Origin of the sequence: Bradyrhizobium sp. BLXBL-03 (assembly GCF_051853015.1) — a bacterium.
In the GTDB taxonomy this organism is placed as follows: domain Bacteria; phylum Pseudomonadota; class Alphaproteobacteria; order Rhizobiales; family Xanthobacteraceae; genus Bradyrhizobium; species Bradyrhizobium manausense.
Window position 1 is genome coordinate 4,974,378 of sequence record NZ_CP182470.1, and the last position, 26,949, is coordinate 5,001,326.

Annotated in this window: 30 protein-coding genes and 2 pseudogenes; 9 read left to right on the plus strand and 23 right to left on the minus strand. The window is 63.4% G+C overall.

Annotated elements, in window-relative coordinates; all coding sequences use genetic code 11:
- Positions 1-29 precede the first annotated feature (29 nt).
- The 6 genes from ACNJX9_RS23970 to ACNJX9_RS23995 all read right to left on the minus strand — a co-directional run bounded on the left by ACNJX9_RS23970 (position 30) and on the right by ACNJX9_RS23995 (position 5,544).
- Positions 30-674, minus strand: coding sequence for a DUF47 domain-containing protein (locus tag ACNJX9_RS23970; protein ID WP_057758037.1), 645 nt, complete (start codon positions 672-674; stop codon positions 30-32).
- Between the two features lie 157 nt (positions 675-831).
- Positions 832-1,800 carry a branched-chain amino acid ABC transporter permease gene (locus ACNJX9_RS23975; protein ID WP_439404482.1) on the minus strand — a complete coding sequence of 323 codons (969 nt, stop codon included), beginning with the start codon at positions 1,798-1,800 and terminating at the stop codon, positions 832-834.
- Between the two features lies 1 nt (position 1,801).
- On the minus strand, positions 1,802-2,665 hold the full coding sequence (locus ACNJX9_RS23980; protein ID WP_057758041.1) for a branched-chain amino acid ABC transporter permease: 864 nt from the start codon (positions 2,663-2,665) through the stop codon (positions 1,802-1,804).
- A 72-nt stretch (positions 2,666-2,737) separates the two neighbouring features.
- Entirely contained in the window at positions 2,738-3,961 is a 1,224-nt protein-coding gene (locus ACNJX9_RS23985; protein ID WP_057758043.1) for an ABC transporter substrate-binding protein, read from the minus strand.
- Between the two features lie 88 nt (positions 3,962-4,049).
- Positions 4,050-4,796, minus strand: a complete 747-nt coding sequence (locus tag ACNJX9_RS23990) for an ABC transporter ATP-binding protein (RefSeq protein WP_057758045.1) — start codon at positions 4,794-4,796, stop codon at positions 4,050-4,052.
- Positions 4,789-5,544 (minus strand): ABC transporter ATP-binding protein, encoded by a 756-nt coding sequence (locus tag ACNJX9_RS23995; protein ID WP_439404484.1) that lies wholly within the window; start codon positions 5,542-5,544, stop codon positions 4,789-4,791. Before ACNJX9_RS23995 ends, ACNJX9_RS23990 begins: the two co-directional genes overlap by 8 nt.
- Positions 5,545-5,852: 308 nt before the next feature.
- Here ACNJX9_RS23995 and ACNJX9_RS24000 point away from each other — a divergent pair, with 308 nt between their 5' ends.
- On the plus strand, positions 5,853-6,533 hold the full coding sequence (locus ACNJX9_RS24000; protein ID WP_439404485.1) for a hypothetical protein: 681 nt from the start codon (positions 5,853-5,855) through the stop codon (positions 6,531-6,533).
- Here ACNJX9_RS24000 and ACNJX9_RS24005 read toward each other — a convergent pair.
- Positions 6,530-6,895 (minus strand): ArsC family reductase, encoded by a 366-nt coding sequence (locus tag ACNJX9_RS24005; protein WP_439404486.1) that lies wholly within the window; start codon positions 6,893-6,895, stop codon positions 6,530-6,532. The genes ACNJX9_RS24000 and ACNJX9_RS24005 overlap by 4 nt on opposite strands.
- A 107-nt stretch (positions 6,896-7,002) precedes the next feature.
- Between ACNJX9_RS24005 and ACNJX9_RS24010 the strand changes: the two genes are divergently transcribed.
- The 3 genes from ACNJX9_RS24010 to ACNJX9_RS24020 all read left to right on the plus strand — a co-directional run bounded on the left by ACNJX9_RS24010 (position 7,003) and on the right by ACNJX9_RS24020 (position 8,979).
- The gene (locus tag ACNJX9_RS24010) at positions 7,003-7,374 is read left to right on the plus strand and encodes a tRNA-binding protein (protein ID WP_439404487.1); all 372 of its coding nucleotides are present in this window, start codon (positions 7,003-7,005) and stop codon (positions 7,372-7,374) included.
- Positions 7,375-7,566: 192 nt separating this feature from the next.
- The gene (locus tag ACNJX9_RS24015) at positions 7,567-8,199 is read left to right on the plus strand and encodes a TetR/AcrR family transcriptional regulator (RefSeq protein WP_439404489.1); all 633 of its coding nucleotides are present in this window, start codon (positions 7,567-7,569) and stop codon (positions 8,197-8,199) included.
- 3 nt (positions 8,200-8,202) lie between these two features.
- Positions 8,203-8,979, plus strand: coding sequence for a sulfite exporter TauE/SafE family protein (locus ACNJX9_RS24020; RefSeq protein ID WP_439404491.1), 777 nt, complete (start codon positions 8,203-8,205; stop codon positions 8,977-8,979).
- 2 nt (positions 8,980-8,981) lie between these two features.
- Here the strand turns inward: ACNJX9_RS24020 and ACNJX9_RS24025 are convergent, their stop codons facing one another.
- The 3 genes from ACNJX9_RS24025 to ACNJX9_RS24035 form a co-directional block, all read right to left on the minus strand.
- The gene (locus tag ACNJX9_RS24025; RefSeq protein WP_439404492.1) at positions 8,982-9,686 is read right to left on the minus strand and encodes a glutathione S-transferase family protein; all 705 of its coding nucleotides are present in this window, start codon (positions 9,684-9,686) and stop codon (positions 8,982-8,984) included.
- A 103-nt stretch (positions 9,687-9,789) separates the two neighbouring features.
- Positions 9,790-9,933 carry a hypothetical protein gene (locus ACNJX9_RS24030; RefSeq protein WP_164934179.1) on the minus strand — a complete coding sequence of 48 codons (144 nt, stop codon included), beginning with the start codon at positions 9,931-9,933 and terminating at the stop codon, positions 9,790-9,792.
- A gap of 115 nt (positions 9,934-10,048) precedes the next feature.
- A complete protein-coding gene (locus tag ACNJX9_RS24035; RefSeq protein ID WP_057759026.1) occupies positions 10,049-10,714 on the minus strand; it encodes a DUF429 domain-containing protein in 666 nt (221 codons plus the stop codon).
- A gap of 1,157 nt (positions 10,715-11,871) precedes the next feature.
- Between ACNJX9_RS24035 and ACNJX9_RS24040 the strand changes: the two genes are divergently transcribed.
- Positions 11,872-13,197 (plus strand): TROVE domain-containing protein, encoded by a 1,326-nt coding sequence (locus ACNJX9_RS24040; RefSeq protein WP_439404493.1) that lies wholly within the window; start codon positions 11,872-11,874, stop codon positions 13,195-13,197.
- A gap of 64 nt (positions 13,198-13,261) precedes the next feature.
- Here the strand turns inward: ACNJX9_RS24040 and ACNJX9_RS24045 are convergent, their stop codons facing one another.
- The 6 genes and pseudogenes from ACNJX9_RS24045 to ACNJX9_RS24070 all read right to left on the minus strand — a co-directional run.
- On the minus strand, positions 13,262-14,404 hold the full coding sequence (locus ACNJX9_RS24045) for a serine hydrolase domain-containing protein (protein ID WP_439404495.1): 1,143 nt from the start codon (positions 14,402-14,404) through the stop codon (positions 13,262-13,264).
- Positions 14,405-14,519: 115 nt separating this feature from the next.
- Entirely contained in the window at positions 14,520-15,248 is a 729-nt protein-coding gene (locus tag ACNJX9_RS24050; protein ID WP_439404497.1) for a GNAT family N-acetyltransferase, read from the minus strand.
- Positions 15,214-15,561 carry a Lin0512 family protein gene (locus tag ACNJX9_RS24055; RefSeq protein ID WP_018646107.1) on the minus strand — a complete coding sequence of 116 codons (348 nt, stop codon included), beginning with the start codon at positions 15,559-15,561 and terminating at the stop codon, positions 15,214-15,216. Before ACNJX9_RS24055 ends, ACNJX9_RS24050 begins: the two co-directional genes overlap by 35 nt.
- A gap of 210 nt (positions 15,562-15,771) precedes the next feature.
- A complete protein-coding gene (locus tag ACNJX9_RS24060; protein WP_439404499.1) occupies positions 15,772-17,436 on the minus strand; it encodes an acetolactate synthase large subunit in 1,665 nt (554 codons plus the stop codon).
- A gap of 417 nt (positions 17,437-17,853) precedes the next feature.
- A complete protein-coding gene (locus ACNJX9_RS24065; RefSeq protein WP_439404501.1) occupies positions 17,854-18,480 on the minus strand; it encodes a PadR family transcriptional regulator in 627 nt (208 codons plus the stop codon).
- Between the two features lie 167 nt (positions 18,481-18,647).
- A pseudogene (locus tag ACNJX9_RS24070) lies at positions 18,648-18,833 on the minus strand (LysR family transcriptional regulator); the annotation flags it as partial.
- Between the two features lie 15 nt (positions 18,834-18,848).
- On the opposite strand from ACNJX9_RS24070, the gene ACNJX9_RS24075 reads away from it, so the two are divergent.
- Positions 18,849-19,727 carry a bifunctional helix-turn-helix transcriptional regulator/GNAT family N-acetyltransferase gene (locus ACNJX9_RS24075; protein ID WP_439404503.1) on the plus strand — a complete coding sequence of 293 codons (879 nt, stop codon included), beginning with the start codon at positions 18,849-18,851 and terminating at the stop codon, positions 19,725-19,727.
- Positions 19,728-19,733: 6 nt separating this feature from the next.
- On the opposite strand, the gene ACNJX9_RS24080 is transcribed toward ACNJX9_RS24075, so the two are convergent.
- Positions 19,734-20,960, minus strand: coding sequence for an MFS transporter (locus ACNJX9_RS24080; RefSeq protein ID WP_057758075.1), 1,227 nt, complete (start codon positions 20,958-20,960; stop codon positions 19,734-19,736).
- 285 nt (positions 20,961-21,245) lie between these two features.
- Between ACNJX9_RS24080 and ACNJX9_RS24085 the strand changes: the two genes are divergently transcribed.
- Positions 21,246-21,542, plus strand: a complete 297-nt coding sequence (locus tag ACNJX9_RS24085; RefSeq protein ID WP_439410117.1) for an Lrp/AsnC family transcriptional regulator — start codon at positions 21,246-21,248, stop codon at positions 21,540-21,542.
- A gap of 20 nt (positions 21,543-21,562) precedes the next feature.
- On the opposite strand, the gene ACNJX9_RS24090 is transcribed toward ACNJX9_RS24085, so the two are convergent.
- Positions 21,563-22,144 (minus strand): DUF308 domain-containing protein, encoded by a 582-nt coding sequence (locus ACNJX9_RS24090; RefSeq protein ID WP_439404505.1) that lies wholly within the window; start codon positions 22,142-22,144, stop codon positions 21,563-21,565.
- A gap of 99 nt (positions 22,145-22,243) precedes the next feature.
- The gene (locus ACNJX9_RS24095) at positions 22,244-22,828 is read right to left on the minus strand and encodes a TetR/AcrR family transcriptional regulator (protein WP_439404506.1); all 585 of its coding nucleotides are present in this window, start codon (positions 22,826-22,828) and stop codon (positions 22,244-22,246) included.
- 77 nt (positions 22,829-22,905) lie between these two features.
- Between ACNJX9_RS24095 and ACNJX9_RS24100 the strand changes: the two genes are divergently transcribed.
- Positions 22,906-23,406, plus strand: coding sequence for a peptide deformylase (locus tag ACNJX9_RS24100; protein WP_439404508.1), 501 nt, complete (start codon positions 22,906-22,908; stop codon positions 23,404-23,406).
- Positions 23,407-23,523: 117 nt separating this feature from the next.
- On the opposite strand, the gene ACNJX9_RS24105 is transcribed toward ACNJX9_RS24100, so the two are convergent.
- The 3 genes from ACNJX9_RS24105 to ACNJX9_RS24115 form a co-directional block, all read right to left on the minus strand.
- Entirely contained in the window at positions 23,524-24,042 is a 519-nt protein-coding gene (locus ACNJX9_RS24105; protein ID WP_439404510.1) for a hypothetical protein, read from the minus strand.
- A 13-nt stretch (positions 24,043-24,055) separates the two neighbouring features.
- Positions 24,056-24,853, minus strand: coding sequence for an MFS transporter (locus ACNJX9_RS24110; RefSeq protein WP_439404511.1), 798 nt, complete (start codon positions 24,851-24,853; stop codon positions 24,056-24,058).
- 75 nt (positions 24,854-24,928) lie between these two features.
- Positions 24,929-25,384 carry a hypothetical protein gene (locus tag ACNJX9_RS24115; protein WP_439404512.1) on the minus strand — a complete coding sequence of 152 codons (456 nt, stop codon included), beginning with the start codon at positions 25,382-25,384 and terminating at the stop codon, positions 24,929-24,931.
- Between the two features lie 121 nt (positions 25,385-25,505).
- On the opposite strand from ACNJX9_RS24115, the gene ACNJX9_RS24120 reads away from it, so the two are divergent.
- Positions 25,506-26,477: a LysR substrate-binding domain-containing protein gene (locus ACNJX9_RS24120; RefSeq protein ID WP_439404513.1), complete on the plus strand. Its 972-nt coding sequence runs from the start codon at positions 25,506-25,508 to the stop codon at positions 26,475-26,477.
- Here the strand turns inward: ACNJX9_RS24120 and ACNJX9_RS24125 are convergent.
- Positions 26,477-26,845, minus strand: a pseudogene (locus ACNJX9_RS24125) (helix-turn-helix transcriptional regulator); the annotation flags it as partial. The gene ACNJX9_RS24120 and the pseudogene ACNJX9_RS24125 sit on opposite strands and share 1 nt — an antisense overlap.
- Positions 26,846-26,949 lie beyond the last annotated feature (104 nt).

Here is a 26,949-nt window from a genome sequence, read left to right on the forward strand (position 1 = left end):
AACCGCTGCACACTTTTCCGGATCATGCGCTACACTTGCTCAATGACGATGCTGTTGATCTCGTTCGCGACATCGTCGAAGCGATCGGCCACTTTTTCAAGGTGATCATAAATCTCGACGCCGACGATGAAATCCATGGCGTTGCCGGTGCGATGCTTGAGGAACAGCTCCTTCAGGCCGATGTCATGAAGATCGTCGACGCGGCCCTCGAGCTTGGTCAGCTCCTCCGTGATCGCGGTCAGCATCGCCACGTTCTTGCCGATCTGCTGCATTAGTGGCAGCGCGCGGCCGACCAGATTGGCGCATTCGATCAGCAGCGCGCCGATCTCGCGCATCGGCGGCTCGAAGGTGCGGACCTCGAACAGCATCACGGCCTTGGCCGTCTGCTGCATCTGGTCGATGGCATCGTCCAGCGAGGTTATGAGGTTCTTGATGTCGCCCCGGTCGAACGGCGTAATGAAGGTGCGGCGCACCGCCGTCAGCACCTCGCGGGTGATGTTGTCGGCGTCGTTCTCGAACTGGCTGACGCGCTGGCAATAGACCGGCGTCTCCTCGCCGCCGTTCAGCACGCCCTGGAGCGCGATGGCGCCCTGGATAACAGTCTGGGCATGGCGGTCGAACAGGTCGAAGAACCGTTCTTCCTTGGGCAGGAAAGCGCGAAACCAACGCATCATGGGGATAGTCTACCTGGTGCAAATGACCCGGTCCGGGCGGACCGTCACGCAACCGTCATAGACCATTTTCGCCTCGTGCGCGTGTCATCTCACGCCCGCCAGGCGGGATCATCCACCGGATTCACTTCCCCATAAAAACTTATGTTATATCAGTATCTTAGAAAGATCTCCGAAAGTAATGCGCGATTTCGCCGATGACGCCACGGCGGAAGGTGAGCACGCAGATCACGAAGATCGAGCCTTGGATCACCGTCACCCACTGGCCGAAGCCGGCCAGATATTGCTGCATGGCAATGATGACGAAGGCGCCGACCACGGGACCGAAAATGGTCCCGAGACCGCCGACAAGCGTCATCAGCACGACCTCGCCGGACATCGACCAGTGCACGTCGGTGAGCGAGGCGTTCTGCGCCACGAACACTTTCAGTGCACCGGCGAAACCCGCCAGCGTCCCCGACAGGACGAACGCCAGGAACTTGTACTGGTCGGTCCGATAGCCCAGTGAGATCGCACGCGGCTCGTTCTCGCGGATCGACTTCAGGACCTCGCCGAAGGGCGAGTTGATGATGCGGTAGATCAGCAGGAAGCCGGCGAGGAAGCCGACCAGCACGACATAGTAGAGCACGGTCGGCTTGGACAAATCGAGCACGCCGAACATGTGCCCCTGCGGGATGCCCTGGATGCCGTCCTCGCCATGGGTGAACGGCGCCTGGAGGTAGATGAAATACAGCAGTTGCGACAGCGCCAGCGTGATCATCGAGAAGTAGATGCCCTGGCGGCGGATCGAGATATAGCCCGTGACGAGCGAGAGCGCGAAGGCCGCGACAATGCCGACGAGGATGCCGAGTTCCGGCGGCAGTGCCCACACCTTCAGGGCGTGCGCGCTGCAATATCCGGCGGTGCCGAGGAACATCGCGTGTCCGAAGGACAGCAAGCCGCCGTAGCCGATCAACAGGTTGAAAGCGCAGGCGAGCAGCGCAAAGCACAGCGCCTGCATCACGAAGAACGGATACACGCCCGTAAACGGCACCGCAGCCAGCAGCAGCGCCATCACCGCGAACAAGACCATCTCGTCACGCATGGCGCGCGGCGTGACCCGCAGCGTATCGTCCGTCAAGGCTGTCATGTCAGGCTGCCCTTCCCGTCAATCCCGTTGGCTTCACCAGGAGCACAAGCACCATCAGCACGAACACGACGGTGTTGGAGGCCTCGGGGTAGAAATATTTGGTCAGGCCCTCGATCACACCGAGGGCAAAACCGGTGATGATCGATCCCATGATCGATCCCATGCCGCCGATCACCACCACCGCAAACACCACGATGATGAGGTCGGCGCCCATCAGCGGCCGAACCTGGTTGATCGGCGCCGACAGCACGCCGGCGAGCGCGGCAAGGCCGACGCCGAGCCCGTAGGTGAGCGTGATCATGCGCGGCACGTTGATGCCGAAGGCGCGGACCAGCGTCGGATTTTCGGTTGCGGCGCGCAGGTAAGCGCCAAGCCGCGTCTTCTCGATCAGGAACCAGGTGGCCAGACACACCACCAGCGAGAAGATGACGACCCAGCCGCGATAAACGGGCAGGAACATGAAGCCGAGATTCATGCCGCCCTTGAGCTGGTCCGGAATGGCGTAAGGCAGGCCGGAGGAGCCGAAATAGTTCTGGAACACGCCCTGCACGATCAGCGCGATGCCGAAGGTCAGCAGCAGGCCGTAGAGGTGATCGAGCCCGGTCAACCACTGCAGCATGGTCCGTTCCAGGATCATGCCGAAGATGCCGACGATGACCGGCGCCAGCAGCAGCGCCCACCAGTAACTGATGCCGCCGATGTTCAGCAGGAAATAGGCGACGAAGGCGCCCATCATGTAGAGCGCGCCATGGGCGAAATTGATGATGTTGAGCATGCCGAAGATCACGGCGAGCCCGAGACTGAGCAGCGCGTAGAACGAGCCGTTGATCAGTCCCACCAGTAGCTGTGCGTAAAGAGCCTGCATCGATCTCGCACCCGGTCCCTTCGGCGTTCCCAAAGTAGCGCCCGCCGGCTTACGGCCGGCGGGCTGTTGGTCTTACTTCTTGAGCAGCGCGCATTTGCTCTCGGAGAGCGGCGTGAAAGCCTGATCGCCCGGCACCGTGCCGACGAGCTTGTAGAAGTCCCACGGTCCTTTGGACTCGGAGGGCTTCTTCACCTCGAACAGATAGGCGTTGTGGATGGTGCGGCCGTTGGGCTGGATCTCGCCCTTGCCAAACAGATCGTCCTCGGTCGGCATCGACTTCATCTTCTCGACGACCTTGACGCCGTCATGTGGATTGCCGCCAAGCGCTTCCAGCGCCTTGAGATAGTGGCGTACGCCGGCATAGACGCCTGCCTGCACCATGGTCGGTGGAGCGCTGTTCTTCATCTTTGCGGCAAAGCGCTTGGAGAAGGCGCGGGCCTTGTCGTCCATGTCCCAGTAGAACGTCTCGGTGAAGTTCAGGCCCTGCGCGGTCTCCAGACCAAGCGCCTTGACGTCGGTGAGGAACAGCAGCAGCGCTGCGAGCTTCTGGCCGCCCTTGCCGATACCGAACTCGGCAGCCTGCTTGATCGTGTTGGTCGTATCACCGCCGGCATTGGCAAGGCCGATGATCTTGGCCTTGGAGGCCTGCGCCTGGAGCAGGAACGAGGAGAAGTCCGGGGTGTTGAGCGGATGCTTGACCCCGCCGACCACCTTGCCGCCATTGGCGGTGACGACCGCAGTGGTATCGCGCTCCAGCGCCGCACCGAAGGCGTAGTCCGCGGTCAGGAAGAACCAGGTGTCGCCACCGGCCTTCACCAGCGCCTGGCCCGTGGTGTGGGCGAGCATGTAGGTGTCGTAGGTCCAGTGCACGGTGTTCGGCGAGCACTGCGCGTTGGTAAGGTCCGAGGTCGCCGCACCGGAATTGATGTAGACGCCGTTCTTTTCCTTGACGACGTTGTTGACGGCGAGCGCCACGCCCGAATTCGGCACGTCGACGATGACGTCGACCTTGTCGACGTCGAACCACTGCCGCGCGATCGCGGTGCCGATGTCCGGCTTGTTCTGGTGATCGCCCGAGATCACGTCGATCTTCCAGCCTTTTGCGGCGAGGCCGGAATCTTCAACTGCCATCTGCGCGGCGAGCGTCGAGCCGGGGCCGCCGAGGTCGGCGTACAGGCCGGACTGATCGGACAGCGCGCCGATCTTGACGGCCTTGTCCTGCGCGGACGCTTCGCCTGCTGCGGCGAAGGTGAGCGCGGTGGTCAGCAGCAATGACGCAATCGACCTGGTCTTCATGCAACTTTCCTTTTGAATTTTCTCGTTGGCAGTTCTTCGGCTTCAGCATGGTCTCTTCGGAGAACGCTACGCACTTCCTGATCATGCCCTAAACACCGAGATAGGCGTGGAGCTTGTCCATGTTGGCGGCAAGCTCCGAATTGGAAAATCCGTCAATGATCTTGCCGTGCTCGACCACATAATAACGGTCGGCGACGGTGGACGCGAAGCGGAAGTTCTGCTCGACCAGAAGGATCGTGAAGCCTTCCTTCTTGAGCCGCGCGATGGTGTGACCGATCTGCTGGATAATGACGGGTGCCAGGCCTTCGGTCGGCTCATCCAGCATCAGAAAGCTTGCGCCCGTGCGCAGGATGCGCGCGATCGCAAGCATCTGCTGCTCACCGCCGGACAGCTTGGTGCCCTGGCTGCTCAGCCGCTCCTTCAGGTTCGGAAACAGGTCAAAGATCTGCTCGAGCGGCAATCCGCCTGCTCGAACCACCGGCGGCAGCAGCAGGTTCTCCTTCACGTCGAGGCTGGAGAAAATTCCCCGCTCCTCCGGGCAGAAGGCGATTCCCATGCGCGCGATCTTGTCGGAGGTCGCGCGGATGATCTCCTGATTGTTGAATTTGACCGAGCCGGTCCGCTTGCCGATGATACCCATGATCGACTTCAGCGTGGTGGTCTTGCCGGCGCCGTTGCGCCCGAGCAGCGTGACGACCTCGCCCGCATTCACGTCGAAATTGATCCCGTGCAGGATGTGGGACTCGCCGTACCAGGCCTCCAAGTTGCGAACCTGGAGGATATTGCCGCCGGTTGCACCCTTCATCGGGGCCTCAGCCATTGCAGTCTCAGGCATGACCGGCCCCCAGATAGGCTTCCTTGACGCGCTCGTCCTTGGTGAGCTCGGAATAATGCCCCTGCGCGAGCACCTGCCCGCGCGTCAGCACGGTGATGATGTCGGAGAGATTGGCGACGACGCTCAGATTATGCTCGACCATCAGGATGGTATATTTCGCCGAGATCCGCTTGATCAGCGCCGCGATCTTGTCGATGTCCTCGTGGCCCATGCCGGCCATCGGCTCGTCCAGAAGCATCATTTCCGGATCGAGCGCGAGCGTGGTTGCGATCTCGAGCGCGCGCTTGCGCCCATAGGCCATCTCGACTGCAGGCGTATTGGCAAACTCGCTGAGGCCGACGTCGTTCAACAGCTCGCGCGCCCGCTCATTGAAGCGGTTGAGCACGGACTTGGAGCGCCAGAAATCGAAGGAGGAGCCATGCTGGCGCTGGAGCGCGACACGAACATTCTCCAGCGCGGTGAGATGCGGAAACACCGCCGAGATCTGGAACGAACGCACCAGCCCCAGGCGTGCCACGTCAGCGGGCGCCATCGCCGTGATGTCCTGTCCGTTGTACAGGATTTTTCCGGCAGACGGTTTGAGGAACTTGGTCAGAAGATTGAAGCACGTCGTCTTGCCCGCACCGTTCGGGCCGATCAACGCGTGGATACTGCCACGGCGAACCTTGAGCGCAACGTCGCGGACGGCGAAGAAGCCCGCGAACTCCTTGGTCAAGCCTTCCGTTTCGAGAATGAACTCATCGGCCAAACAGATTTCCCCCTGCCCGCACAATGTGCGTGGCTATCCTTGTTGCTTCGGCTTTCCGGAGGCCTTGGAGCCTGTCCCGGAACGCCGCCTCCGGGCGCGGAATATGCCGGAGTTGACGGGGGTTAGGCAAGGCGGAAAGCTGAGCAGATCAGGCCTTTGGCGGGGAGCCTTATGCTCCCTTAGTTGGAGGCTTGGTGTTATCGCCCTGCCGGCTTCCCGGCTCGCAAGACACCGGTCATCAAGTCGTCGTTAACGGTCTTTGCTTCCGCGCGCCAGCCTTCATCAAAAATTTTCCCGCGAGCGAGATCATGCGCCGGTTCACTCGCCGGACGATTGTTTTGGATTTCGCCAGCTCCGCTCCCTCCGTCGTCAAGTCAATCAAGCAACGTGACCTGCTCAACACGTGGCTGCGACTTTATGCGCGCCATCAGACTGCCCCTGCGATCTGGGAGTATCAGCCCGCGCGGCTCGAGCAAGAACTGTCCGATCTCATCTACTACACGGTGGACCATTCGACGTCGACGCCGCGCCTGACCATCCAGAGCGAAGGCACCCGGATCTCCTGCGCCTATGGCCATACCGGCAAGGGAGTTCTGCTCGACGACTATGTCGGGCCCCGTCTCGCGCCATTCGTGATGCCGATCTATCACGAATGCGTCGCGCGCGGACTTCCGGTCTACAGCATCGCCGATGTCGAGGATATCTACGGCCGCGTCGTGGCCTATGAGCGGCTGCTGCTGCCTTTCCTGGCCGAGGACAAGGTCAGCCACGTCATCGCCTCGCTCAAGACCTTCTGCGAGGACGGCGGCTTCGAGATCAAGAATCTGATGCGCGGAAATGACGCGCCACCGCGGCCGAAGCTGCGCACGGTGATCGACCACGACCTGTTTCACCGCGCCCCTGGCCGCATCGCGGCCGCCGACGTCGTGGAATTTGCCGATCAGCCCGGTGCGCCCGGAGTTACCGGCGAGATCATCGAGGTGAACTAGCTCTTGCGCACCTTTGCGCCGACTTCCTTGTCGTAAATATCAGGCTTGAACCCGACCAGGAGCTTGCCGCCGATTTCGAGCACCGGCCGCTTGATCATCGATGGTTGCGCTAGCATCAGCGCCAACGCCTTCTTTTCCGTCAGGCCCTCCTTATCGGCGTCCGGCAACTTCTTGAAGGTCGTGCCGGCGCGATTGAGCAGCGTCTGCCAGCCGAGCTTGTCGCTCCATTGCTTGAGCTTGTCCTTCTCGACGCCTGCGGCCTTGTAGTCGTGGAACTCGTAGGCGACGCCATGGCTGTCGAGCCAGCTTCGCGCTTTCTTCATGGTGTCGCAGTTCTTGATGCCGTAGATGATGTTGGGCAAGACGGTCCTCGCGCATGTGTCGTGACGTGCTGTGGCGTTGTACGCAACTCCTGATCGCGCGACAATGTTGCGAACGACGCTTTCGACCTCTTCCCAATGGATACACCATGCACGTCACGCACGATCCCACTGCTGCCGCCGCGCCGACCATCGACTTCAATACGTTCCTCGCAGTCGATATCCGCGTCGGCACCATCGTCGACGCCAAGCCGTTTCCTGAGGCGCGCAAGCCGGCCTGGCGGCTGGGGATCGACTTCGGCGCGGCCATCGGCGTGCGCAAGAGCTCAGCGCAGATCACCGAAAACCATCCGCTCGAAACGCTGGTCGGGCAGCAGGTCGCTGCCGTCATCAATTTCCCACCGCGCCAGATCGGACCTGTGGTGTCCGAGGTGCTGACGCTCGGCTTCCCCGATGCCGACGGCAAGGTCGTGCTGATGCAGCCGAGCAAGCCGGTGCCGAACGGCGGACGGCTGTTCTAGCCGAGACGCCTTCGCAAGCCGCCTATCGCTTCATCCTCCTCATCCACGGCCCAGCGGCCGGGGCTTGACCTAAACCCTCTTCGCAAAGATAAATGACTGACTGATCGTTTTTTATTTTGATCGGCTTGATTTTGCTAGCTCCTGCCACCTTCTTAAAACGATCAATCTGTCAGTTATTTATGGACCGGACGGATGCCCAAGATCAGCGACAAGAAGCGTGAAGACCGGCGACAGCAGATCCTCGAAGCGGCCCTTTCCTGCTTCTCCGAAGACGGATTTCACCAGACCGGCATGGCCGACATCGTGCAGCGATCGGGACTGAGCCATGGCGCGGTCTATCTCTACTTCCAGAGCAAGGACGATCTGATCGAGGCGCTCGCCGATGACCGGCATCGCCGCGAGGCCGTCCTCAACTCGGTCGCGCAAGGGTCTGGCGATCCGATCGAGGGACTGCACGCGCTGGTGCGCGTCTATGCGCAATGGCTCACCGATCCCGCGGGCGAAGCACGGCGCCGTGTCGGCATCCACGGCTGGGCCGAGGCGCTGCGCAACCGCCGCGTTCGCGCCAGCGTCGTCGAAGGCATCGACCTGCCGCGCGCGCTGATCGTGACGCTGGTCGAGCGCGGCCAGCACGACGGCCTGATCAAGCGCGATATCGGCGCGGATGCGATCGCGCGCGTGCTGATCGCGATCTTCCAGGGTTTTGTCCTGCAAAAATGCTGGGGCGAGGATTTTGACATCGCGGCCTGCATGGCGGCCGTCGCCACCGTGATCGACGGCTTTCGCACGGCCAAGCCCGACATCAAGCGACGGACGAGGGCGTGAGCGATGTCCTGGGTTCACGAGCTTCTCGCCGGCGGCGGTGTCGGCCTTGCCGCGGGGCTGGCTTCGGGCTTCAGCGGCACGAGTCCGGGCGGGGGCCTCGTCATCTTCAGCGTGCTGCTGCTCGGCGCCGAGCAGCACGTCGCGCAGGGCACGTCGCTCCTCACCCAGATTCCGCCGACGGGCCTCGCCGGCGTGCGCCGCTATTGGCAGAACGGTAACCGCAGCCCGCTGCCATGGATCGTCTGGATCGGCATCGGATTTCTGATCGGCGCTGTGGGCGGCGGCCATGCCGCAGCCGCCGTCTGCGATGCGGTGTTGCAATCGACCTATGTCGTCTATCTTGTCGCGCTGATCGCGCTTCTGATCCTGCGTCGCGACCGCAAGGACGCTGGCGCCGGTGATCGCGAGCGTTTGCCCTGGCCTCCCCTGCTCCTCATCGGCGGACTTGCGGGCTTTTCCTCCGGCTTCATGGGCATCGGCGGCGGCCTCGCGATCACGGTCGGCCTTGCCGCGGGCTTGCGCGTGCCGCAGCATCAGGCGCAACTCGTCAGCCTGATCTTCTCGGTGATCCCGACCAATATCCCGGCCGCCTGGATCTACTGGAGCAAGGGCCTGATGGTCGGCTGGCCCGCCATCATCGGCATCGTTGCCGGCCTCTGGGTCGGCACCGATCTCGGCGCCCACGCGGCCAACGGCGTCAGCAAGACAGTGCTGCGCCGGAGCATGATCGCCCTCGTCGCCCTGATGGCGCTCTACATGACCTACAAGGCGCTGAGCTAGCTTCAAGGGCGCTTTGGAATGTTCAAGCCACGCTGCACGGCCGGACGCGCCAGCCCGCGCTCGAGCCAGGCACCGACCGACTTGAACCGGCTGAATTCAACGAGGTCGCTGGCGCCGTAGAAACCGATGAGGTTACGTACCCAGCCGAGCATCGAAATGTCGGCGATGGTGTAGTCGTCATCCATGAACCATTGCCGGCCGGAAAGATGCGCCTCCATCACGCTGAGCAGGCGCTTGGACTCGCTGACGTATCGCTCCAGCGGCCGCTTGTCCTCAAAATCCTTGCCGGCGAATTTGTGGAAGAAGCCGACCTGGCCGAACATCGGCCCGATCCCGCCCATCTGGAAATGCACCCATTGGATGGTCTCGTAGCGCCGGGTGGCATCTTGCGGCAGCAGCTTGCCGGTCTTCTCCGCGAGATATTGCAGGATCGCACCGGACTCGAACAGCGGCAGCGGCTTGCCGCCGGGACCGTTGGGATCGAGGATCGCCGGGATCTTGCCGTTCGGATTGAGAGAGAGGAATTCCGGAGTCTTCTGGTCGTCCTTGCCGAAATCGACGAGATGGACCTCGTACGGCAACCCGATCTCCTCCAGCATGATCGAAACCTTCACGCCGTTGGGCGTCGGCAGCGAATAGAGCTGAAGCAATTCGGGATGCTTGGCGGGCCAACGCCTGGTGATCGGAAAGGCGGATAAGTCAGACATCGTGGCCCCGGGCGCTTGCGAGAGATTCTGATTAATCTAGGCGGGCCGGGACATGGCGCAAGGCCGGATCGTCGTTACACCGATCTCTGTCGAGGAATCCCGATCACAATGGCCGCAGCAAATGGCTGGTGGCGTAGACCGCGTCGCGCTGGGCGCGCTGCTCGATGAAGAGCTGCCCGGTGACGAGCAATGCTCCGACAAAAACGAGCGCGAGCATGGCGGTCGCGAACTGACTGGCATCATTCATCGCACGAGCTTCTCTCAATTCGGTTCGCACGGGGAACGCAGACCGGCTGTCGCCAGTTCCTTTGTGGTTCAAATAATTTGCCTGTTTTTCCCGGATTCTTGAGCCGCCAGCCGCTTCAGTAGTTGATCTCCATCCGCAGACCACGCGGATCGATCTCATCGCCGCCCAGACGCTCCGTGCTGTCGCGCGCCGCGACCGCGCAAGCGCAGGCATCGATCAGATCGTCGCGGCCTATGCCGGTGCCATGGCGTTGCGTCAGCCATTTCGGCAGGCGCGTGAAGCCGCGCTGCACCAGCAGTGCAATGCGCTGCTCGCGGCCTTCCGCCGACGTCTTCGTCGCAAGCCGGACTCCCCCGGCAAGATTCCGGAAGATCAATTCCGGATGCGCCTCGCCGATCGTCGCCTGCCGTGCCGGCGTCATGATCTCGTCGACGTCCCTGATCTTGTCCCTGATATTCCAGAGCTGCGCAGAGACGCCCCTGCCCTTGCCTTCGCGCTCCCAGTAATGCCTGTTCGCCGCCGCCATGTCGGGAAATGTCCAGAGATCGCGGCGGGCTCCTAGAAACACGGCGGGGCCGATCAGTTCGCGCGCATGCAGATCGCATGTCCGATAGCCGCTCGGCATCAGCCCAATCGGCATGTCGATCATCGCCCGCGCATGCGGCATCGCGAGCAGACGCGCCAGGCCAGGTGCATAATCAAATCCATGCTGGCCGCGGTCATCGATCCACGCAGCAACCCAGCCGAACCGAAATCCATCGAGACCGAGATAATTTGGCACGTCACGCGTCCACGTCTTGCAAATTTTCACATTCGCTTCGCTTGACATCTGCAAGTTGCGGGCGTATGTCCCGCGCCCTCGCGAACACTTCCGTTCGTGAAAGCATGAACCCAGTGATGAAGCACAGCTACGAAAGTTTGGCGCGACTGTCGAATGGCCTCCGGCCAATCGATTGCGCATGCCCGGCTCATGGGAGCGATCTTGCCTGACCGCAAGATCGACAGTCCGCTTCTCACGGACCCTCCCGAGCCTGCCGCTCCGGAGGGTTTTTTGTTGCCCACAGCGCGGCCCGTTCGAACATCCCGGCCTTGGCCGGAACGAGAGACCCGGATCTCGGGGCTCGCGCAAAGGATGCGCGTGCCCAAGCGCGCGGGGCCTGCCGGAGGGAACGAGGCGATGAGCCGGATACCGATGGCAGAGCGGACCCCGAGGGTTCGCAATTGGCGGCGCGTCGACAGCGCCGCGATAGAAATTTCTTGAACTCGGTTTGCCGCAACGCCTGCGGCTCAACCGACGCTGGTGGTGAAGATGTCGGATACTTCTCACTGGTAACGCGGGTTCGAATCCCGCCTTTGACACACGCACCGGGATGCGGCCTGGAGAAAGGCAGCACGCGGCCCGGCGCAGGGTCCCTCCGCAAGGAGAGCTCTGCGTTGTCGTCACTGAAGCCGATGTCGCCCGTTCCCCAGCGTACCCATCAACGGCCGCCACGAGAGCATCGGCCTGGCGGTGGTGAAGATGACTGTTACTTCGTCTGTGAAACGACCGCCCTTCGGGGCAGCAACAGCATCGCCCGTTCCCCGCCACCCCATCACGGTCCGTGGTGAAGATTCCTGTTACTTCGCCTGCAACGCGAGAGGTCGCGGGTTCGAATCCCGCCCGGTGTATTGTGCACCGGTAGCTCAGAGGATAGAGCGCTTTCCGGCGAGCTTCGGCTCGTCGGGTCACAGCAATCGCCTGTTCCCGGATCGTGTCTGTCTCGTCCCCACCGCCGGTGGTGAAGAGCGCTGTTACTTCGCTGTCGGAGGTTCGAGCCCTCCCGGACGTCAGTCCGTAGCTCAGTTGGTAGAGCACGTTCAGCCCGCAAGGGCGGTTCAGCACTCGCTTGTTCCCCGGCACCCGTTTCCATTCCATCATCAACCTCAGAGGAGGCCGTCATGGTCAGGCTCAACAAGATCGTTCGCGCCTTCACGCGTGAGGGCGCGCGCGCCGCCCGTTTCACGCCCGAGATGGAGCTGAAGCGGGCGCTGATGAACTGCCTCCTGTGGGAGGACCAGTTCTACGAGGACGGCGTCGCCATCGCCGACCGCATCAAGGCGCTGGTGCCGAAGGTCGCCGCAGCCCGCGTGGCGCAGCTCGCGATCGAGGCGCGCGAGGTGATGAAGCTGCGGCACGCCCCGCTGCTCGTCATCCGCGAGATGGCGCGCAGCGAAAAGCACCGCGCCCTCGTTGCGGACACGCTTGCCCAGGTGATCCAGCGCCCCGACGAGATGACGGAGCTGCTTGCGATCTACTGGGCGGATGCGCTTGGGCCGATGCAGCAGCGCAAGCGTCAGCCGGTCTCCGCGCAGGTCAAGAAGGGCCTTGCCCGCGCGTTGACCAAGTTCGACGCCTACCAGCTCGCCAAGTACGACCGCGACGGCGCGGTGCGGATCCGGGACGTGCTGTTCCTGGTTCACGCCAAGCCGAAGGACACCGCGCAGGAAAAGGTGTGGAAGCAGCTCGTCGACGGAGAGCTCGCCTCCCCCGATACCTGGGAGGTCTCGCTCTCGGCCGGCAAGAGCAAGCGCGAGACCTTCGAGCGGCTGATCGCCGAGCGCAAGCTCGGTGGCCTGGCGCTGCTGCGTAACCTGCGGCTGATGCAGAACGCAGAGGTTCCGCGCGAGACCATCGCAGGCGCGATCGAGGCGATGCGGACGGATCGTATCCTTCCCTATCGCTTCATCACGGCGGCGCGCTATGCGCCCGATTTCGAGCCCGAGCTCGAGACTGCGATGCTCAAGTCGGTCAAGGACCATGTGCGGCTTCCCGGCCGGACGCGGCTCCTGATCGACGTGTCGGGCTCGATGTTCACGCCTCTCTCCGCGCAGTCGGAAATGACGCGGGCGGAGGCGGCGTGCGGTCTTGCCATCCTCGCGCGCGAGATCTGCGACGATGTCGAGATCTTCACCTTCAGCAATGAGGTCGTGAAGGTCCCGCCCCGCCGCGACTTCGCGCTTCGGGACGCGATCATCAACTCGCAGCCGCACGGGGCGACCTATCTCGGCAAGGCAGTGGCGGAGATCGACCGCAAGGGCGATCGCCTCATCGTCTTCACCGACGAGCAGAGCCACGATTCTGTGCCGGAGCCCAAGGCGCGCGGCACGATGGTGAACGTGGCCTCGTATCAGCACGGTGTCGGTCACGGCGCCTGGACCCGCGTCAACGGCTTCTCCGAGGCCGTGGTCGCGTGGATCGCAGCCTCGGAGACGGCATTGAACTGATGCCCAACGACAACGGCCCCGGACGCAATCATCGCGCCCGGGGCCACTGAAATAACAGGAACGGTCAGCCTCCGACGGCCTGGTAGGCCAGGCGCTTGAACTCGAAGAAGAACGGATTCCAGAAGCCGAGATGACGCTGGGCCATCAGGACGCCAGCGGTGTTGGCCTGCGGGCAGATCCACCAATGGGTACCGGCGAGCCCGCCCCATTGGAATTCACCGGTGGAATTCGGCGGATCGAACGGCATCGGGGCGAAGGTGACGGCGCCGCCAAGGCCAAAGCCCTTGCCGGGAATCGGCCCGAGATTGGCGAAGCGGATGACCTGTCCATCAGGCAATTGGTTGGTCATCATCTGCCGCAGCGTCTCCGGCTTCAGCAGCGCATTGGGACCGGGAAGCAGCGCCTTCACCAGGGCCAGCATATCAGGCAGAGTCGAGACCAGCCCGCCGCCGCCCGACAGCCGCGGAAACGGATGTCGATAGGCCTGCGGATAGGGCAGATCGTCGGCACGCGTGAGGCCGGGCTTCATCGGATCGAGCACGTCGGCACCGGTGTAATGCGCGACCAGCCTGCCCTGCTGCGCTTCAGGCACGTAGAAACCGGTATCGGTCATGCCAAGCGGATCGAAGATACGCGCCTTGAAGAAGGCATCGAGCGGCCTACCCGAGACGACCTCGACCACGCGGCCGAGCACGTCGGTCGCCACCGAATATTCCCAGTTGGTGCCGGGATGATAAGACAGCGGCAGATCGGCGAGCTTGTCGATCATGTCGGTCAGCGGCGTCAGCGGATTAAGCACACGCGCGTCGTTGTAGCCTTTGAACAGCACCGTGCCGGGATCGAAGATTCCGTAGCTGAGACCGGAGGTGTGGGTCAGCAGGTGGCGGATGGTGATCGAGCTTTTCGCCGGCTCGACATCGGCAAGGCTTGACGCGCCCTGCTTGAGCACTTTGCGATTGCCGAGCTGCGGCAGGTACTTCTCGATGGGATCGTCGAGCCCGATGCGGCCTTCCTCGACCAGCAGCATGATCGCTGAGGTGACGAAGATCTTGGTGTTGGAGAACGCGCGAAAAATATGGTCAGGCCGGAGCACCGTCTTGGCCTCGCGATCGGCAAAGCCGACGCATTGCTGATCGACCACTTCGCGCCCGCGCAGCACGGCCCAGGACACGCCAGGGATGATCTCCTGATCGACGTAGCGTTGCATCGCCGTCCGCACGGCGGAAAATTCTGGTGTCCTGGCGTCCGTGCGTCTCCCCTATTTTGGTGGAGATGGATATAGCGCGCTTTCGCCGCAAATGAAGGGCCATCCCTCGGGATGTCTACTCCTTCATGAACGCCGTCACATGCAGGCGGCGACGGAGGCGCATGCCCTGTCGCTCGTACAACGCAATGGCGGATGTGTTGTTCGAGAACACGTGCAGGAACGGAATTTCGCCGCGCTCCTCGATCCGGCGCGCGACGGCTGCGAGCAGCGCCTGCGCATAGCCGCGCCCGCGATAATCGGGGTGAACGCAGACCGCGGTCATCTCTACGAACTTGCCCGGCTTCATCCGCTCGCCTGTCATCGCGACCAGCTCGCCGCCTGAGCGAATGCCGAGGAAGGTGCCGAGCTCGTGCGTGCGCGCGGCGAACGGCCCTGGCTTGGTCAGCGCCGTCAGCGCCATCATCGCGGGAACGTCGGCCTTGCCGAGCGTGACGATTTCGGCGTCGCGGAGCGGACTGTCGGCGGGCGAGCCGATCATCTGGTCACCGTTCTCGGCCAGCACCACCTTGAAGCCGGCGGGAACGTCGACCGCATCAGGCGTGAACAGCGCGACAACCTGCGAAGGCGACATGAGATCGCCAAGCGCTGCAAAACTCTCCGCCGACATGTCGATCATGTCGGCGAACGGGGTCATGTCCACGGGATAGCGCCGCGCCCGCGAGCCACCTTCGGCCAGATGCTTCTGGCTCGTCGTCAGCGCGCTCCAGATCGGGCGATCCAAAAGCGCTTCATCGTTGTCGGTCACGGGTCTAGTCCTTGTCGAAGCTAACGATGACGGCAGCATTGGCGATGAGGATGGGATCGTTGGCCACTTCCGTGGCCGAGGGAATCTCCAGCCCGCCCTTCACCGCGGTGACAGTCACTGTGCCGTAAGGCAGCTCCTTGGCGACCGCCTCCTTGTCGACGGCCTCGGGGTTGGGCACGCCGATGGTGACGTCGACGAACATGTCGTTAGCGGTCTTGCCGATCATCCGGAAGAAGCCGAGGCTCGAATGCCTGATGGCATCCGACACCGCGCGCTTCGCCGCCTTGGTGGCGTCCCGGCCGTGGACGTCGACGCCCATGCCCATCTCGGTCACACAACGAACGCGAGTCATTTCATAGTCCTGTGGTTGGAGAAGCGATTTGTTACGAAAGTCGGCGATCGGTGTCCGCAATACAAGTGCGGCGCGTATGTTGCCTGGACGTCCACGCCGTGACCTCCGTCATTGCGAGCGCAGCGAAGCAATCCAGTCTGCCTCTCCGAAAAGATTCTGGATTGCTTCGCTCCGCTCGCAACGATGTGGAGATAGCTTCGCCTTATCAATTCACGCCTTCGCCTTCTCGTGCGCGCGCAGCTCGTCGACCAGCACCCGTACGTTCTCCGAATAGTCGATCGGGATCGAGACGAGGTGCACACCGCCTTCCCTGAAGGCGGCGTCGAGCGTCGGACCGAAGCTGTCGATGCTTTCGATCCGATGCCCCTTGGCGCCATAGGCCTTGGCGTAGAGGGCGAAGTCGGGATTGCCGAAGGTCATGCCGTAATCAGCAAAATGATCGACCGCCTGCTTCCAGCGGATCATGCCGTAGGCGTTGTCCTCCAGCACCAGCACGACAAGATTGAGCTTGAGTCGGACGGCGGTCTCCATCTCCTGGCTGTTCATCATGAAGCCGCCGTCGCCGGCCACCGCCAGCACGCGGCGGTCGGGATAAAGCATCGCGGCCATCATCGCCGACGGCAGACCGGCGCCCATCGTCGCCAGTGCATTGTCGAGCAGCAGCGTGTTGGCGACACGGGTGCGATAGTTGCGCGCGAACCAGATCTTGTACATGCCGTTGTCGAGCGCGACGATGCCGTTTTCCGGCATGACCTGACGGATGTCGTGCACGATCCGCTGCGGCGTCGGCGGCCAGCGCGTCTCGGTGGCGCGGTCGGCGATGTGATTGAGGATCCCTTCGCGCAGCGGCAACAGCGCGGCCGCCTGCGGCAGCTTGCCTTCGAGCCGGTCGGCCAGAAGCTCCAGGCTCGGGCCGACGTCGCCGACCACTTCGGCATCGGGAAAATAGACCAGCTCGACGCTGGCCGAGGTGTAGCTGACGTGAATGACCTTTGGCCCTGACGGACCCATGATGAATGGCGGCTTCTCGATCGGGTCGTGGCCGATCGCGATGATCAGGTCGGCGGCATCGATGGCATCGTGGACATAGTCGCGCTCGGACAGCGCCGCGGTGCCCATGTAGAGATTGGTGCCGCCGGGCACGGTGCCCTTGCCCATCTGGGTGGTGAAGAACGGAATGCCGGTCCTCCGCACGAAGCTCGCGATGCCGTGCGTCGAACGCGGCCGGCTGGTCGCGGCGCCCATCATCACCAGCGGACGCTTTGCGGCCAAGATCATCTCGGCGGCGCGATCGAGCGCGGCGCGATGCGCCACGGGGATTTCGATCGGATGGACCGGGATCACCGCAACAGCCTCGACCTCGTCGCCGGCGATGTCCTCGGGCAGTTCGAGATGCACCGGTCCCGGGCGCTCCTCCATCGCCACACGGAAGGCATCGCGCACCACGGTGGGGATGCTGGAGGCGCTGACGATCTGCCGCGATAGTTTTGTCAGCGGCTTCATGGTCGCGACCACATCCACGATCTGGAAGCGCGCCTGCCGGCTGCTCATGATCGGCTTCTGCCCGGTGATGAGGATCATCGGCATCGCGCCGAGATTGGCATAGGCCGCACCGGTGGAGAGATTCAGCGCGCCGGGGCCCAGTGTGGAGAGGCAGACGCCAGGCTTGCCGGTCAACCGTCCATGGGTCGCGGCCATGAACGCGGCGGCCTGTTCGTGCCGGGTCAGGACCAGCTCGACCTTCGAAGTTCGCAGCGATTCGACGAGGTCGAGATTCTCCTCGCCGGGCACGCCGAAGATGCGGTCGACGCCTTCGTTCTCCAGCGCCGCGACGAACAGGTCCGATCCCTTTACTTTCCGCTGCGGCGCGCTCATGTCCCCTCCCGCTTGCTGCTGTCTCCCGGTGCTTCGGGAGTGAGGGCATGGTAGCGGTCTGGGGCGAACGCACAACTCACAATGAGTGGCGCAGCTGCATCAACAGCGTCATTGCGAGCGCAGCGAAGCAATCCAGAGTCTTTCCGCAGTAAACAGTCTGGATTGCTTCGCTACGCTCGCAATGACGGAGCATGCAGCGGCGCCGCTTCTCCAGCGCGCATCGTCATCGCAGACGCACCTTCGTTTCCAACGCAAGGCGTCGTTCCCGGTAGCCCGGATGGAGCGAAGCGCAATCCGGGAACCTCTCCACGCGGACGCAGCAGCCCCGGATTGCGCTTCGCTCCATCCGGGCTACGGATCCGAACCAGTGGCCATCACTTCACCTGCAACTGCGGCTCCGTGCCACTTTTGCGTCCCTCACTTGCCGAGGATTTCCGCCGCGGCCCGTTCCAGAATTCCGGCGATGCGACGCGCCTCGTTGGAATCGCTGCCGTGCTTGCTGCGTAGCGCGCGCTTGAGGTTGTGGCGGGCGCGGTGCAATTCCTCCGAGGCATCCGCATCGAGATCGCTGATCCCGGCAAAGGCCTCGCGCACCTCCTCCATGCGGCGTCCGATCCGCCACAGCGCTTGCAGAATTGCATCGGCGGTGCCGCGCTGCTCGGCGAGAAACGTCTCGCCTTGCGGCGTGATGCTGTAGAGCTTGCGGCCGCCATCCTGCGCCACGCTCGCATGACCGACCTCTTCGAGATAGGTCAGGGCCGGATAGATGACGCCGGGGCTCGGCGTATAAAATCCCTCCGACCGCTCCTCGATGATCTTGATCAGCTCGTAGCCATGCGCAGGCTTGTCGGCGAGCAGCGCCAGGATCACGAGTTGGAGGTCCTGCGAGGACAGCCGCCGCGCCCCCGGAAATTCGTCGCCGCCGCGGCCGAAGAAACCATGCCCGCCGCGGCCGAAGCGATGCCGTCCGCCGTGGCGGCCCATGGCGAAATGGGCGAAATGCCCGAAGTGGAAATCCCTGTGGTCCCGATGCTTGCTGAACATATCGTACGTCTCCTTCTCAAAACATATCTTACGATATAGCTTGCGATAAGAATGAGGCAAATCACGGGTCCGTGTTTATCCTCTGACTTGGAGCTGGACCTTCGTCGCGCGCCGATATCAAGCTGATCCGGCCCGAAGGCTGGATGTCTGAATCCGAGTAAATGAGTTCAGAGCTTCGCCTCGGCAAAAATGCCCGAGATCCAGTCGAGGAAGACGCGCAGGCGCAGCGCAAGGTGGCGGTTTTGCGGATAAGGCGCGGAGAGCGGCGTCGGCGACGGCGGGTGATCGGCGAGCACCTCGACCAGCGTGCCGATGGCTGCAAGCGAAGCCAGGTTGACGGCGACACGATATCTGACTAAAGTCAGATAATGCTCGATCCGGTTTCCCGCGTCCGCCGCTTCAACCGCGCCGTGACCTCCGCCGTTGGCGCGCTCGATACGTCCTTCCTCGGGCGCGGGCGGCCGCTCGGAGCGGCGCGTGTGCTCAACGCGATAGGACATGGGCGCTCCGAAATCGGCGAGATCCGCGATTATCTCGGTCTCGATTCCGGGTTGATGAGCCGGCTGTTGCGCAGCCTGGAAGACGAAGGCCTGATCGAGACGCACGCGCATGAGGATGATGCGCGGCGCCGCGTTGCGAGCCTGACGCGCGCGGGCAAGCGCGAGTTCGCAGCCTATGAAGACTTGTCGAACAGTCAGGCCGAAGGGTTTCTCGCCCGCAATTCGCAACGCGAGGCACTGCTGGCGGCGATGGATCTGATCGCCTCCGCGCTGACACGCGACCGCATCGCGCTCACCGAAATGGACCCGCGCAGCGACGAGGCGCGCTACTGCCTGGCCGAGTACTACGCCGAGCTCGGCCGCCGCTTCAAACAGGGTTTTGACGTTTCGCTCTCGCGCGATCCTGACGCCAAGGACATGCGCCGGCCGCGCGGCAGCTTCATCGTCGCGGTGTCGGACACGCTGCCGATCGGCTGCGTCGGCCTGAAGGGCACCGATCACGGCTACGCCGAGATCAAGCGGCTCTGGGTCGCCCCTTCCGCGCGCGGCTTGGGGCTCGGCAAACGCCTGATGGATGCAACTGAAGATGCCGCGCGCACGCTCGGCATCAGTCTGTTGCGGCTCGACACCAACAGCGCACTGCCGGAAGCCGGCCGACTCTACCGCACCACCGGCTGGCGCGAGATTCCGCGCTTCAACGACGACCCGTATCCGGATCTGTTCTTCGAAAAACAGATCCGGTCGTAGAGTTCGTCACGCCGCGACCGGTGCCGGCTCAGGCGCGGCTTGCGGCTTCGGGAACGGGCGGAACGTCATCGCCATCAGGAATGCGCCGAGGCCCATCGCCCAGGAGCCGATATAGAGCCAGGCGTAGCTGGAGAACGCGTCGTAGATCATGCCGCCGGCGAGCGGTCCGGTTGCCATGCCGAGGCTGCCGGCCATCGCGGTGCCGCCGATCACGGTGCCCATCATGCGCAGCGGAAAGTTTTCGCGGACGATCACCGCATAGAGCGGCATGGTGCCGGCATAGATGAAGCCGAACACCATCGCGACCGCGTAGAAGGTCGTGAGCTGATGGGCGAAGACATAGGCGAGCGCGCCGAAGGCTTGCGCGAGCAGGCCCGAGACCAGCACGCGCTTGGCACCCAAACGATCGCCCATCAGGCCGAAGGCGACGCGGCCACCGAGGCCGGCGAGACCCTCGACGCTGTAGATCGTCACGGCCGAGATCAGCGGAATGCCGCAGCTCACGGCATAGCTGACGGTGTGGATGATCGGGCCGGAATGGGTGGCACAGCAGAAGAAATTGGTGGCGAGCAGGATCAGGAATTGCGGCGAGCGCAGCGCTTCGCTCCTGGTCATTTCGGCCTGCGCGCCGCCCCCGCCTGCTGCCGCCATCGGCGGATTTGCAAGCGCGGGCGGACGGCGTACCAGCAGCGCGACCGGAATCATGATGGCGCCGACCACCAGCGACACGATCTGCATCGCGGTGCGCCAGTCATGATGAGACACCAGCCAGGCCGCGAGCGGCGCCATCGTCATCGGCGCCACGCCCATGCCGGCCGACACCAGCGACACCGCAAGGCCGCGATGGGTGTCGAACCAGCCGGTGACGGTCGCCATCATCGGCGCGAAGATCGCGGCGCAGGAGGCGCCCACCAAGAGGCCGAACACGAACTGGAACGCGATCAGCGAGGTGGCGTGGCTCGCGGCGAACAGGCTCAGCGCCAGTACCGTCGATCCGGTCAGCACCACCGGCAGCGGCCCGAATTTGTCCGTCAGCGTGCCCCAGATCATGCTGCTGAATGCCATCGCCAGGAAGCCGATGGTCATCGCGCTGGAGATGCCGGTCACCGACCAGCCGGTGTCCTTGGCGATCGGCTGCAGGAACACCGGCAGCGAAAACATGCCGCCGATGGCGACGCATCCGAGCACGCCGCCGGCGGCGACGATCACCCAGCGATAGTTGGAAGCAGACATTTTTGTCTCCCGTCAGGTCTGTCTGGGTGGAAGACGATTGGGAACGGCGAAAGCAGACAGGGCGAGCCTAATTTATTTCCCGGGTTCTCGCGACCTGTGACCGCGTATAGTTCCGCAACAAGCACCTTTGGCCCGCCCTGCCGCACGGCATACTGGGCTGGCGGCAGCTGTCAGGAAGGTCCCGCATGCCGAAAACAACCCCATGCACAGTAGACGGCCGCAGCGGGATCAGTGACTTACGACCCGGTCATCCGTTGGCACCGATGTTGACGAGCTCGCTGCCCCATTGCGCGGCCCTCGCCTGCACGTGGGACGGAATTGGGACGCAAGATCGGCCTGTCGCAGCCGACCACCTCGGAGCGGCTGAAGCGGCTCGAGGAGCGCGGGATCATCAGGGCGTATCGCGCGGTTGTCGATCCCGCCTCGGTCGGCCTCAACATCCTCAAGGTGATCGTGCCTTCGCCCGCGGAGCTCGAGGGCATTGTCGATGCGATCGCCCGATACGGTTCTGTCACCACCGCCATCGTGCTGCGGAGCGAACCGCCGAAGCGTATCGGGCGCGAGCTGATCCAGAGAGGCTAGCGCTCGACACTTCGATCGCATCACCCCTGCTGCATCCGCCTGGCCCGCCAGTCGCTGACCGTGAGCCAAACCGCCGAGACGAGGAAGTAGAGCGCGCCGACCGCGGCATACCCAGCGACGTCAGCGATCGACGGAACTGCCGGCGTGGCGGCTTGAAAGATGAAGAAGCCACCCGCCAGCGCTGACTGGCCGCCACTCAGCACCATGGCCCATTGCGCGCCAAAACTTGTCCAGCGCCGGATCGCTGTTCCCAGCTGGAGCAGGCCGGCGAAGATCGCCCAGACACCGAAGACGCCGAGCACCCCATTCATGCTCATCTGCAAGGCGACGGTGACCGCAACAGTGGTCGCGAGGCTGACCAGGACGTTCAGCGCCTGCGTGCGGTTTTGCGAGAGGCCGCCGCTGCGCAAGGCGTCCACCAAATTCGCTGCGGCGTCCCCGGCAGGATAAAGCACGAGCAAGACGCCGGCGATTACCGGAGATGACGATGCAACGGCGAAGGCCGCAACGACCCAGGCGACGGAGAACGCCGCGCGGAGGAAATAGTATTGTTTGAGCCATTGCGCGCGATCGTCGAGAGCGAGCTGATTAGCCAGGGCCATTGCCTTCTCCTTTACCTACTAGTTGGTAGTCTAAGCGCGCATCAAAGAGCGTTCGCCCGGCATGCGTGCGGGGCGCCGTTGTCGCCTCGCCGATCTCTCTCAGCGCTTTGTGGACAGCCGCTCCAGCAGCGGCGCGGTGATCACACCGAACATTTTGGGATCGCCATAGGCGCGCGCCGACAGCATCGCGCCGTGGATGGTCGCCATGAATCCTTCAGCCTCGATCTTCGCTGCGCTGGCGAGATGCAGCTGCCCCTTCCGCCTGCCGCGCTCCATCACCGAGGCCAGCCACGACGCCAGCGCGCGGAAATGCGCGCGGACCTCCAGCGCAACCTCCTCCGGCAGGATCGGGAGCTCACTGGCCAACAACGCACAGACGCAGAAGGGTGCCGTCGCATCGCTGATGCACGCCGCCCAGTACCCGACATAGCTTTCGAGCTGGTCGCGAGGGTCCGTAACATTGCGCTCGAGCGCCGCCAGTCCCGCCTCGGCCTCCGCGCGATAGCGTGACACCAGGGTGCGGACCAGATCGACCTTGCTGGCAAAGTGATGGTGGATGCTCGGCTTGCGGATGCCGACGACTTCGGCGACATCGGCATAGCTGAAGCCGTTATAACCGCCCGCGATGATCAGGGTGCGGGCGCAGGCCAGAATCTCGTCGGCGGTAGAGGAAGGGTTGGTCATGGGAGTTAGCTACCTTCTAGTTGGTAGACCGTCAAGAACGGGATGCTTCAACCATCCGTGAGTGGTAGGAGCCTTGAATGACCATTCGTCCCATCGTCCGCTACCCCGACCGCCGGCTCGCCATGCCCGCCCGCCCCGTCACCGCTTTCGACGACGGCTTGCGCGAGCTTGCAGCGGATTTGCTCGACACCATGCGCGCCGCGCCCGGGATCGGCATCACGGCGCCGCATATCGGCGTGCCCCTGCGGCTCGTGGTGCTTGAGCTCGACGCCAAGGCGGGGCCGCAGACCTACGTCAATCCCGAGATCGTCTGGGCCTCGCCCGAGATGATCATGCATCTCGAAGGCAGCGTCTCGATGCCCGGCATCAATGACGAGGTGCAGCGCCACGCGCGCGTGCGGATCAATTATCGGGATCTCGACGGCATCCCGCAGACCGAGGAATCGGAGGCTTTGCGCGCCGTCTGCCACCAGCATGAGATCGATCAGCTCGACGGCGTTTTCTGGATCCAGCGGCTGTCGCGGCTGAAGCGGGAACGGCTGGTGAAGAAATATGAGAAGATGTCGCGGGGTTCGTAGGGTGGAAGCCCTGCAGATGCGCTAAGCGCATCTGCTCGGCGTAATCCACCGATCCACGCACGGCTTAGCGACTAGTGCATCTCTGTCACGGTTGAAGCACGAGCGGCCGGCTTCGGCTCAAGTCGCCCCGGCCAGCGCCACCGCGTCGGCGCCGACCCGAGGGCGTGCCAGAAGATAGAATGCGGTGATATGCGTGATCATCAACAGCGGAACGTAGATGATCGGGATCGCATAGGTCGAGGCAAACCATTCCGCGTGTGCGGCAAGGCCGGACTGGATGGCGTCGTAGTAATCGACGATGATATCGACCGCTCCTGCGAGATTGAAGGCGACGACGAACAGCCAGAACAGCGCGCGTATCCTCACCGTGAGAAGCGCCAGCATGGCGAGCACCCCGGTCGCGAAGTCGCCCCAGGCGGCGAAATTGGCGAAGCTGGCCGGCAGATCCGGGCTCACGACGCCGGGAAGGATGAAGACGAGCCCGAAGAAGCGGAAGCTGTGCAGAGTGGCGATGGCACGGTGCGCCTCGAGCCTGTCCATCACCTTGAGCCGGGGCCAGACATACGCGCCGAAGCAAAGCAGCCAGGCGACATAACCAAGGATGAGATGAGTCCGGAACAGAGTTTCTGGCGTCATTTTTCGTCTCCGATCAGATCGCGACATCGCGGGCCCGGCTGCGGCGACGCAGCTGGCGCAACGACAGGGCGTGCAGCAGGATCGAGCTCGGCACCACGAAAGCCGGGGTCAGCACATTTGGATAAATGTCCAGTCCAACGTTCGGACCTTGGGGAATGATCAACTGGAACGGGCCGGGCGTGATGATCATCCCCAAGATGATCGCGACGGCGAAGTCGGCGAGGCCGAAGATGTTCCAGAGAATCGCCGCTTTTCGCCCCTCAGCCGTCCCTGCTGCCAATGCCGTCGCCGCCGTCACGGCGAACAGGCCGGTCAGCACGTCGCCGGTTCCTGCCGGCAGCGCCCACAGGCCGGGGACCAGCCCAAGCAGCCAGTATGCCAGCCATTGGCTGCCGACGATTCGATAAAGCTGCAGGGCGACCAGCCAATTCGTCGGCATCGCATCGAGCAACTGCCCCACCCGCTTCGACAACAGCAACAGCGGAGCGCCTGTCATGACCGGCAGGAAGATCGCCGCCGGCAGCAGCGGCAATTGAGAGTAGCCCGTGCGGAAGACCCCGTTGATCGCCGCAGACCAGGCGACGGCAGCCCATAGCGTGAAGGGCACCATGATCGCGAGCCAGGTCGTGCGGCGCTGGCCGGGCGCGAGGTCGGTGCGTTCAAGGCCGAGCCACGCGCCGAGCCCGATGAGTCCATAGGCCGCCAGCCGGGCCGCCAGGGCTGGAAGGCCGCTCTGCAGAAGCACGGGTTGCGCGTAGAGCAACGAGGTCCACAGGGCCGTGAGCGGGACGGTCCAAAGCAGGCTGTTCAAGGGGCGAAGCGGCGCGACGATCGCAGCTGGAGCAGCTTCTGATGTCATCGGCCGTCCTCCATCCGGGTCTTCCCCTTATTGCCGACGCTCGGGATTGGTCATCAGCAGTCGAAGCGGCATGAGCGGACCGATGGCGATGTATTCGTGGTCCATCAGATCCTGCTTGGCCAATGGGAGGTCTTCCATGATCGCCTTCGCCGCGGCGACATCCCTGACATCGACGACGAAAACAACGCCGCGTCCGTCGCCGCGCGAATACCACTCGCGAATTTTCCCGCCGAGATAGAGCTGCACGGTCTCCTGGATTTCAGCCGGCATGACAGCCATGACCTGCTCGCGCGTGACGCCCGCTTTCGCGGTCAGGATGACCATCACTCCGGTGATTGTGGGCGCGAAGGCTTGCGGGGCGGATTGCGCCTGGGCAACGGATGGTTCGGTCATGGAAGTCGCTCCCATCAGGGTTAGGGTGAGCATGACGACAAGTTTACGCATCAACGTCATCGGTCTCGTCTCCCGGAGCACGATGGTCACCTCGGCTTCTCCGAGATGACGCTGACGTCGCAAATGACCGCCATTAGCGATGCTCCTGATCTGCGAGCCAGAGATACGATCAATTGTCGCCAGGGACTATTCGGGATAATCTTGACGGGCTATGAAGCAGAACTTCACAGTCAGGCAAGGCGCGCTCGACGGCGTGGAAGCATTCCTGAGCGTCGCCCAGCACCGCAATTTCCGCCGGGCAGCCGCAGAACTCGGCGTGACGCCCTCCGCCATCAGCCAGGCGGTCCGTACGCTCGAGGCGCGTGTCGGCGCAGCCTTGTTCATACGCACGACCCGCAGCGTCGGCCTGACCGAAGCAGGCGCGCAGTTCCTTTCGCGCGCAAAGCCCGCCTTCGAGGAGCTCCTTGCTGCGAGCAACGTTGCGCGCGATCTTGGACAGCGGCCGTCAGGATTGTTGCGGCTCACCGTGCCGCGCGCGGTGGTGCCGATCCTGCTGGAGCCGCTGATCGCATCCTTCTGCGAGGCGTATCCCGAGGTCGAGGTGGAGATCTCCGCAGGCGAGGAATTGGTCGACCTCGCGGCCAAAGGCTTTGATGCCGGCGTCCGGATGGGCCAGTTCGTCGCCGCCGACATGATCGCGGTCCGGCTGACGCGGCCTTTCCCGTTCGTGGTCGTCGGCAGTCCGGACTATCTGCGCCGGCACAAGCGGCCCGAACGGATCGACGATTTGCGCCAGCACGCCTGCCTGCGCATACGCCGCAGCAACGGATCGATCGCGCCCTGGTCCTTTGTCGATGGCAACAAGACCATTGAGGCGATCGTCTCGGGACCACTGATCGCGCACGATTTTCCCACCATGCTTGGCGCAGCCGTGGAAGGCATGGGCCTTGCGCAAGTCCCCGCGCCGATCGCCGCCAACCTGGTGAAGACGGGAAAGCTGGTGCAGGTCCTGAAATCGTTCGCGCCAACGACGCCGGGCGTGTTTCTCTATTATCCCAGCCGCCATCAGATGATGCCGAAGCTAAGGGCGTTCATCGATCACGTGAAGAGCCGCCCGGTCGCGGCCGCGAAAACACGCGCCCGCGCGGATGACAGGCGAACGCGCGGAATGAAACCGCGCTGACCTAGGGAAGCAAGCCACGGCTCCCATTGGGGAGAGTTGCGGAACGACGACGGCGATTGCCCGAACCGTTGCCGAAAGGCGCGGGCGAAGGCGTCAGGTGCGTCGTAACCGGCATCCATCGCGATGTCGGTGATGCTGTCAGCGTCACTATAGGCCAGCAGGTAGGACGCGCGCTTCATGCGGGCCAGCTGGACATAGCGATGCACGGACAATCCGAAGATCGCCGTGAACTGCCGATGGAAATGAAACCGCGAGAACGCGGCAACGCCGCTCAGTATTTCCAGGTCCAGATCAGCGTCGAGATGCCGGTCGATATAGTCCAGCACCCGCCGCATCCGGTCCCGATAGTTTCGCAGCGCCGCCGTCATCGTCGTTCCTTTCGTGGCGGCATGAGTTAGGCCGGAATGCCAGTGATGTGCTCGACCGATCTTGCGGTTTGGCGTTGTTCCGTAGCCCGGATGGAGCGCAGCGC